Source organism: Mycobacterium sp. ABE4_509, assembly GCF_056160785.1.
The window spans coordinates 1-7,740 of the sequence record NZ_JBSWXU010000198.1; the positions used below are offsets into that span (position 1 = coordinate 1).

The 7,740-nt window shown below is 70.9% G+C and carries 8 protein-coding genes and 1 rRNA gene; all 9 read left to right on the top strand.

Annotated elements, in window-relative coordinates:
* Window positions 1–83: ribosomal RNA gene (gene rrf / locus ACXAID_RS25860) — 5S ribosomal RNA — on the top strand; the annotation flags it as partial.
* 123 nt (window positions 84–206) lie between these two features.
* Complete coding sequence (locus ACXAID_RS25865; RefSeq protein ID WP_475025036.1) at window positions 207–1,031, top strand: tetratricopeptide repeat protein; 825 nt, start codon at window positions 207–209, stop codon at window positions 1,029–1,031.
* A 1-nt stretch (window position 1,032) separates the two neighbouring features.
* Window positions 1,033–2,046 carry an HAD-IIA family hydrolase gene (locus tag ACXAID_RS25870; protein ID WP_475025037.1) on the top strand — a complete coding sequence of 338 codons (1,014 nt, stop codon included), beginning with the start codon at window positions 1,033–1,035 and terminating at the stop codon, window positions 2,044–2,046.
* A gap of 13 nt (window positions 2,047–2,059) precedes the next feature.
* On the top strand, window positions 2,060–2,224 hold the full coding sequence (locus ACXAID_RS25875) for a hypothetical protein (RefSeq protein ID WP_475025038.1): 165 nt from the start codon (window positions 2,060–2,062) through the stop codon (window positions 2,222–2,224).
* A gap of 4 nt (window positions 2,225–2,228) precedes the next feature.
* On the top strand, window positions 2,229–3,038 hold the full coding sequence (locus ACXAID_RS25880) for a TlyA family RNA methyltransferase (RefSeq protein ID WP_475025039.1): 810 nt from the start codon (window positions 2,229–2,231) through the stop codon (window positions 3,036–3,038).
* Complete coding sequence (locus ACXAID_RS25885) at window positions 3,035–3,967, top strand: NAD kinase (RefSeq protein ID WP_475025040.1); 933 nt, start codon at window positions 3,035–3,037, stop codon at window positions 3,965–3,967. The genes ACXAID_RS25880 and ACXAID_RS25885 overlap by 4 nt, the downstream gene beginning before the upstream one ends.
* Window positions 3,967–5,742, top strand: a complete 1,776-nt coding sequence (gene recN, locus ACXAID_RS25890) for a DNA repair protein RecN (RefSeq protein WP_475025041.1) — start codon at window positions 3,967–3,969, stop codon at window positions 5,740–5,742. The genes ACXAID_RS25885 and recN overlap by 1 nt, the downstream gene beginning before the upstream one ends.
* Window positions 5,743–5,834: 92 nt before the next feature.
* Window positions 5,835–7,019, top strand: coding sequence for a putative cytokinetic ring protein SteA (gene steA, locus ACXAID_RS25895; RefSeq protein WP_475025042.1), 1,185 nt, complete (start codon window positions 5,835–5,837; stop codon window positions 7,017–7,019).
* Window positions 7,020–7,029: 10 nt separating this feature from the next.
* Window positions 7,030–7,740 (top strand): copper transporter (locus tag ACXAID_RS25900; protein WP_475025043.1); only part of this gene is annotated, 711 nt, incomplete at its 3' end.

The window sequence follows — 7,740 nt, forward strand, 5'->3', positions numbered from 1 at the left end:
GTCCCATCCCGAACCCGGAAGCTAAGCCTGCCAGCGCCGATGATACTACCCATACCGGGTGGAAAAGTAGGACACCGCCGAACACAAATTGGAATCGCCCCCCACAATTGCGTGGGGGGCGATTTCCTATTTCTCGATGATTTTCCCGACTTCTACAATTGTGGGCGAATAGTCGCTGTGCACTTCGAGCCCGTATCCTTTTCTGCGTGCCCCACGACAACCAGGGCGGCCGCGGCGATCGCCGACCGCATCGCGCCTCCGACGCCGGCAGGCAACGCCCGCGCCGTGATCAGCGGTCGGCCCCGCGCAACTCCGGACCGCAGCGGGCACGTCCCGCCCAGCCCCGCCCCGACGACACCGCCCAGGGGCAGGCCGGACCTCCCATCCCGGCCGAGATCGAGGCCAAGCAACTGGCGCCCGACATCCGGGGGGAACTGACCACCCTGGACCGCACCACCGCCGACTTCGTCGCCCGTCATCTCGTGGCGGCCGGCGAACTCCTCGAGGACGACCCCGAAACCGCCCTGGCGCACGCCCGGGCCGCGCGTGCCCGTGCCGCCCGCATCCCCGCGGTCCGGGAAGCCGTCGGCATCGCGGCCTACCAGTCCGGCGACTGGGCACAGGCGCTGGCCGAACTGCGGGCCGCCAAGCGGATGGGCAGTCGTTCACCGCTGCTGGCCCTCATCGCCGACTGCGAGCGCGGCGTGGGTCGCCCCGAGCGTGCGATCGAACTGGCTCGCGGCCCCGAAGCCGCGCAGCTGGCCGGCGACGACGCCGACGAACTGCGCATCGTGGTCGCCGGAGCCCGCTCCGACCTGGGGCAGCACGAGCAGGCACTGGCGGTGCTGTCCAGCCCGCAGCTGGACCCGGCGCGCACCGGCCAGACCGCCGCCCGGCTGTTCTACGCCTACGCGGACACGTTGCTCGCCCTCGGCCGTGAGGAGGAGGCCCTGCAGTGGTTCGTGCACGCAGCGGCCGCCGACCTCGAGGGTGCCACCGACGCCGAAGACCGTGTCACGGAGCTGTCCTGACATGAGTGCGCTGGCCCGCCAACATGATTGCCTGCTGCTCGACCTGGACGGCACCGCGTTTCGGGGTCATGCTCCGACCCCGGGGGCGGTCGAGGCGCTCGCCGGCGTCGAGTCGCGGATCCTCTTCGTCACCAACAACGCATCGCGTGACGCCGGGCAGGTCGCCGCCCACCTTCGCGAACTCGGCTTCACCGCCGAACCCGACGATGTGGCGACCAGCGCGCAGAGCGCAGCCAAGTTGCTCGCCGACCAGTTGCCGGTTCGAGCGCGGGTGCTGGTGGTCGGCACCGACGCGCTGGCCGGGGAGATCAGTGCGGCCGGCCTGACGCCGGTGCGCCGGTTCGACGACGACCCGGCCGCGGTGGTGCAGGGCCACTCGACGGAGACCAGCTGGCCGGACCTGGCCGAGGCCGCCCTGGCGATCCGGGCCGGGGCACTGTGGGTCGCCGCCAACATCGACAAGACGCTGCCGTCGGAACGCGGATTGCTGCCCGGAAACGGCTCGATGGTGGCCGCGCTGCGCACCGCCACCGAACAGGACCCCCAGGTGGCCGGCAAGCCGTCCCCGCGGCTGATGGCCGATGCGCTGGCCCGTGGGGACTACCGGACCCCGCTGGTGATCGGGGACCGCCTCGACACCGACATCGCCGGCGCCAACGCTGCCGAGCTGCCCAGCCTGATGGTGCTGTGCGGCGTCAACGACGCCGCCGACGCGATCTGGGCGATCCCGGCCGAACGCCCCGACTACCTCGCCGAAGACCTGCGCGCCCTCACCGACGACGCCGAGGTGCTGCGGGTGGCGCCGCAGCCGGGCTGGCGCGTCGACGTCGAGCCGCCGACCCTGACGGTGCGCTCGACCGGGGAAGATCCCGGCGACGCCCTGTCGGTGGTCCGCGCGATCGCCGCGGCGCTGTGGGCCTGGACCGGTGATCGGCCCACGGCGATCGGCGCCGGCGACGACGCGGCCCGACAGGCCATGCAGCGGTGGTCGCTGGTGTCGACCGAGATCGACTAGCGTGAACACCGATATGAGCAACGAACCCGACCAGATTCGCGCCGAGGTCGCCGAACTGCTGGGCGATCCGACCGATCTATCGGTCGGATCGGCCTCCGACCTGGATTCTCTGGCCGTGCGCCTGGAGCAGGCACACGAACTACTGGTGCGCGCGCTGGAATCGGTCGAGAAGGGCTGACCGCGTGACACGGCGCGCTCGTGTGGACGCCGAGCTCGTACGGCGCGGTCTGGCCAGGTCCCGCCAGCAGGCTGCCGAACTGATCGGTGCGGGGCTGGTCAGCGTCGACGGGATGCGCGCCGCCAAAGCTGCCACAGCGATACCGGTCAGCGCCCATGTCACCGTCGACGACAGCGGTGAGCGCAGCTGGGTGTCGCGCGGGGCGCACAAGCTGATCGGGGCGCTGGACACGCTCGCCATCCCGGTCGAGGGTCGCCGCTGCCTGGATGCGGGCGCCTCGACCGGTGGATTCACCGAGGTGCTGCTCGACCGCGACGCCCGCGAAGTCGTGGCCGTGGACGTCGGATACGGCCAGCTGGCCTGGGCGCTGCGTACCGATGCGCGGGTGTCGGTGCTGGAGCGGACCAACGTGCGTGAGCTCACCCCCGACGCGATCGGCGGTGTGGTCGATCTCGTCGTCGCCGACCTGTCGTTCATCTCGCTGGCCACCGTGCTGCCCGCACTGGTCGCCTGCGCCGCGCCGGCGGCCGATATCGTTCCCATGGTGAAACCGCAGTTCGAAGTCGGCAGGCACCGGGTGGGCTCCGGCGGGGTGGTGTCCGATCCCGCCCTGCGCGCCGACGCCGTGCTCTCGGTGGCCCGCCGCGCCGCTGAACTGGGTTGGCCTGCGGTGGCCGCGGCGGCCAGCCCGTTGCCCGGCCCGGCGGGCAACGTCGAGTACTTCCTGCACCTGCGTGTCGAGGGCGAGGCGTCGCTGCACGGCGCCGCGCTCGAGGCAGCCGTGCGACGTGCCGTCGACGAGGGGCCGCAGTGACCGATTCGCCGACACAGCGCAGCATCCTGCTCGTCGTGCACACCGGACGCGGCGAGGCGACCGAGGTCGCTCGCCGGGTCGAGAAGGTGCTCGGGGACAACGGCATTGCGCTGCGGGTACTTTCGGCCGAAGCGGTCGATCGCGGTCCGCTGCACCTGGCGCCGGACGACATGCGTGCGCTCGGGGTCGACATCCAGGTGGTCGATGCCGACGAGCGCGCCGCCGAAGGCTGCGAGCTGGTGCTGGTCCTCGGCGGCGACGGCACCTTCCTGCGGGCCGCGGAGCTGGCGCGCAACGTCGAGATCCCGGTGCTCGGGGTGAACCTCGGCCGGATCGGTTTCCTCGCCGAGGCCGAGGCCGACTCGATCGACACGGTGCTCGAACACGTCATCAACCGGGACTACCGCATCGAGGAGCGCATGACCCTCGACATCAGTGTCCGCGCCGGCGGTGAGCTTCTCGACCGCGGCTGGGCGCTCAACGAGGCCAGCCTGGAGAAGGGCCCGCGGCTCGGGGTGCTCGGCGTGGTGGTGGAGGTCGACGGACGCCCGGTGTCCACCTTCGGGTGCGACGGCGTGCTGGTCTCCACCCCGACGGGGTCGACCGCTTACGCGTTCTCGGCCGGCGGCCCGGTGCTGTGGCCGGATCTGGAGGCCATCCTGGTGGTTCCCAACAACGCGCATGCGCTGTTCGCCCGCCCGATGGTGACCAGCCCGGACGCGTCGATCGCGATCGAGATCGAATCGGGCGGGCATGCCGCGCTGGTGTTCTGCGACGGCCGCCGCGAGATGCTGGTTCCGGCCGGCGGGCGGCTCGAGGTGACCCGGTGTGCCACTCCGATCAAGTGGGTGCGCCTGGACAGCGCCCCGTTCACCGACCGCTTGGTGCGCAAGTTCCGGTTGCCGGTCACGGGGTGGCGCGGACAGTAGTGCTAGCCGAAATCCGGATCGAGTCGCTGGGAGCCATCAGCGCCGCCACGGCGGAGTTCGACGGCGGGCTGACCGTGCTGACCGGCGAGACGGGCGCGGGTAAGACCATGGTCGTGACGGGTCTGCACCTGCTGGGCGGGGCCCGCGCCGACCCGACCAAGGTGCGTTCGGGCTCCGATCGCGCTGTCGTCGAAGGTCGTTTCACGACAGCCGAACTCGGTGCCGAAGTGGCCACCCGGGTCGACGGGATTCTGGATTCGTCGGGTGCTGAGCGCGACGACGACGACAGCGTGATCGCGGCGCGCTCGGTCAACCGGGACGGCCCCTCACGGGCCTACCTCGGGGGGCGCAGCGTGCCGGCGAAGTCGCTGAGCGGGTTCACCAACGAACTGCTGACCCTGCACGGGCAGAACGACCAGCTCCGGTTGATGCGCCCGGACCAGCAGCGCGCCGCACTGGACCGATTCGCCGATGTGACCTCCCAGCTCGGCCGCTACCGTGCTGCGCGCGACGAGTGGCTGGCGGCCCGCCGCGATCTCGAGGACCGCCGGCGCGGGGCGCGTGAGCTGGCACAGGAGGCTGACCGACTGCAGTTCGCGCTGAACGAGATCGATGCGGTCGATCCGGCGCCGGCTGAGGACGACGTGCTGGTTTCCGACATCCGCCGGCTCTCCGAGCTCGACGCGGTGCGCGACGCGGTGCAGACTGCGCGCACGGCGCTCTCCGGTGCCGGCGACGACGTCGCCGACGGGTTCTCCGCGGCGGGCGCGGTCGGGCAGGCCCGGACGGCTTTGGAGAACAGCGACGACGCCGAGCTCAAGGCGCTCTCGGAGCAGCTCGACGCGGCGCTGACCGTGCTCGTCGACGTGTCCGGCGAGTTGGGCCGCTACCTGTCCGAGCTGCCCACCGACGCAAGCGCGCTGGAGACGAAACTGGCCCGGCAGGCCGAGTTGCGCACCCTGACCAAGAAGTACGCCGCCGACATCGACGGTGTGCTGGCCTGGGCCGGTGAGTCGCGGCGGCGCCTCGAGCAGCTCGACGTGTCCGAGGATGCGCTGGCCGATCTGTCCCGCCGGGTGGAGGCGCTGCAGGCCAGGGTCGTAGACGCTGCGCAGGGTCTGACGAAGGTCCGGGTCAAGGCCGCCAAGGGGCTGGCCAAGGCGGTCACCGAGGAACTGTCCGGGTTGGCGATGGCCGGGGCGCAGTTCAGCATCGAGGTCACCGCGCTGGCGGCCCGCGCCGAGGACAGCGCACCGCTGGACCTGCCGTCCGGCGCCACGGTGCACGCCGGGCATGACGGTGTCGATGCGGTGGAGTTCGGTTTCGCCGCGCACCGGGGGACCGATCTGCTGCCCCTGAACAAGAGTGCTTCCGGCGGCGAGTTGTCCCGGGTGATGCTGGCGCTGGAGGTGGTGCTGGCGGCTTCGACCGAGGGCACGACGATGGTGTTCGACGAGGTCGACGCGGGTGTCGGTGGGCGCGCGGCGGTGCAGATCGGTCGCCGTCTGGCGCGGCTGGCGCGGACCCACCAGGTCATCGTGGTGACCCACCTGCCGCAGGTGGCGGCCTACGCCGACATCCACCTGGTGGTCGATGCCGGTGCCGAGGGCGGCGGCGGGCGGGTGAAGTCCAGTGGGGTGCGCCGCCTCGACGACGACGACCGGGTCGCCGAGCTGGCCCGGATGCTGGCCGGTATGGGCGAGTCCGACAGCGGTCGGGCGCATGCGCGCGACCTTCTCGACACCGCCCGCAAGGACCGGGAGCAGACCCCCTGAGCGTGTGACAGATGTGAAAAGAAGTAACTTCTGAGGCTGGTGTTACGGCGCGCCTCCGACGCATCCCGGACCTCACTGGACAGAATCGCCGCATGAAGATGTCAGCGCTGCTGTCCCGTAATGCCAGCTCACGCCCGGGCGTCACCGGCACCGCCCGGGTCGACCGCGACATCGACAAACTGTTGCGCCGAGTCGGCCCCGGCGACATCGTGGTGATGGACGTCCAGGACCTCGACCGCATCACCGCCGACGCACTCGTAGACGCCGGCGTCGCCGGGGTGGTCAACGCCTCCTCGTCGATCTCCGGGCGCTACCCGAACCTCGGCCCGGAGGTCCTGGTCGTCAACGGCATCACGCTGATCGACGAAACCGGCGACGAGCTCTTCAGGAAGGTCAAGGACGGCGCGCGGATCCGCCTCAACGAGGGCGGCGTGTACTCCGGGGACCGCCGGCTGATCCTGGGCACCGAGCGCACCGACGCCGACATCCACGAGCTCATGCAGGAAGCCAAGGGCGGCCTGGTCGCGCATCTGGAGGCCTTCGCAGGCAACACCATCGAGTTCATCCGCAGTGAGAGCCCGCTGCTCATCGACGGCATCGGAATCCCCGACATCGACGTCGACCTGAACCGCCGCCACGTCGTGGTGGTCGCTGAAGAGCCCTGTGCAGCAGCAGATCTCAAAGCGCTCAAGCCGTTCATCAAGGAATACCAGCCGGTGCTGGTCGGTGTCGGAGGCGGCGCCGACACCCTGCGCAAGGCCGGATACCGCCCCGCGCTGATCGTCGGCGACCCCGACCAGATCAGCGCCGAGGTGCTGCGCTGCGGCGCCCAGGTCGTGCTGCCCGCCGACGCCGACGGCCACGCCGCCGGGCTGGAACGCATCCAGGACCTGGGTGTCGGCGCCATGACGTTCCCGGCCGCCGGCTCGGCCGCCGACCTGGCGCTGCTGCTGTGCGACCACCACGGCGCCGCGCTGATCGTCACGGTGGGCCACACCGCCACCATCGAGGAGTTCTTCGACCGCACCCGCCAGCAGAGCAACCCCTCGACCTTCCTGACCCGGTTGAAGGTGGGGGAGAAGCTGGTCGACTCCAAGGCCGTCGCCACGCTGTACCGCAGCCGCGTCTCCGGCGGCGCGATCGCGTTGCTGGTGCTGGCGATGCTGGTGGCGGTGATCGCCGCGCTGTGGGTGTCCCGCGCCGACGCCGCGGTGCTCGAGTGGGTCGTCGAATACTGGAACCGATTCACGCTCTGGGTGCAGAGCTTCATCTCCTAGGAGTCCCGTCGTGATCTCGCTGCGTTCCCACGCCATCTCCCTGGCCGCGGTGTTCCTGGCGCTGGCCATCGGTGTCGCGCTCGGCTCGGGGTTGCTGTCCAACACGGTGCTGTCGGGTCTGCGCGACGACAAGAACGACATGCAGAACCAGATCGACACGCTGACCGACGACCGCAACGCGCTCAACGAGAAGCTCAGCGCGGCAAACGACTTCGATGCCCAAATGGCTCCGCGCATCCTGACCGACACCATGGCGGGCAAATCGGTGGTGCTGTTCCGCACCCCGGACGCCGCAGGCGACGACGTCGATGCACTGTCCCGGCTGATCGGCCAGGCCGGCGGGACGGTGACCGGCGCCGTCGGACTGACCCAGGAGTTCGTCGACGCCCATTCGGCCGAGAAGCTGCTCTCGGTGGTCAACTCGCCCATCGTGCCGGCCGGCTCGCAGCTCAGCGCCGCAACCGTCGACCAGGGTTCGCAGGCCGGTGACCTGCTCGGCATCGCGTTGCTGAACGACTCCGATCCCAACACCCCGCCGGTCGACGACACCCAGCGCGATACCGTGCTGGCCGCGCTGCGCGACACCGGTTTCATCACCTACGGTCCCGACCGCGTCGGCGCGGCCGACACCGCCCTGGTCATCACCGGCGGGGAGCTCGGCGAGGACGCCGGCAACCAGGGCGCCACTGTGGCCCGGTTCGCCGGCGGGCTGGCGCCGCAC

Excerpts from the sequence above, each read along its gene's own strand:
- ACXAID_RS25870 (WP_475025037.1), top strand. The coding sequence starts at position 1,033 with ATGAGTGCGCTGGCCCGCCAACATGATTGCCTGCTGCTCGACCTGGAC.
- ACXAID_RS25875 (WP_475025038.1), top strand. The coding sequence starts at position 2,060 with ATGAGCAACGAACCCGACCAGATTCGCGCCGAGGTCGCCGAACTGCTG.
- steA (WP_475025042.1), top strand. The coding sequence starts at position 5,835 with ATGAAGATGTCAGCGCTGCTGTCCCGTAATGCCAGCTCACGCCCGGGC.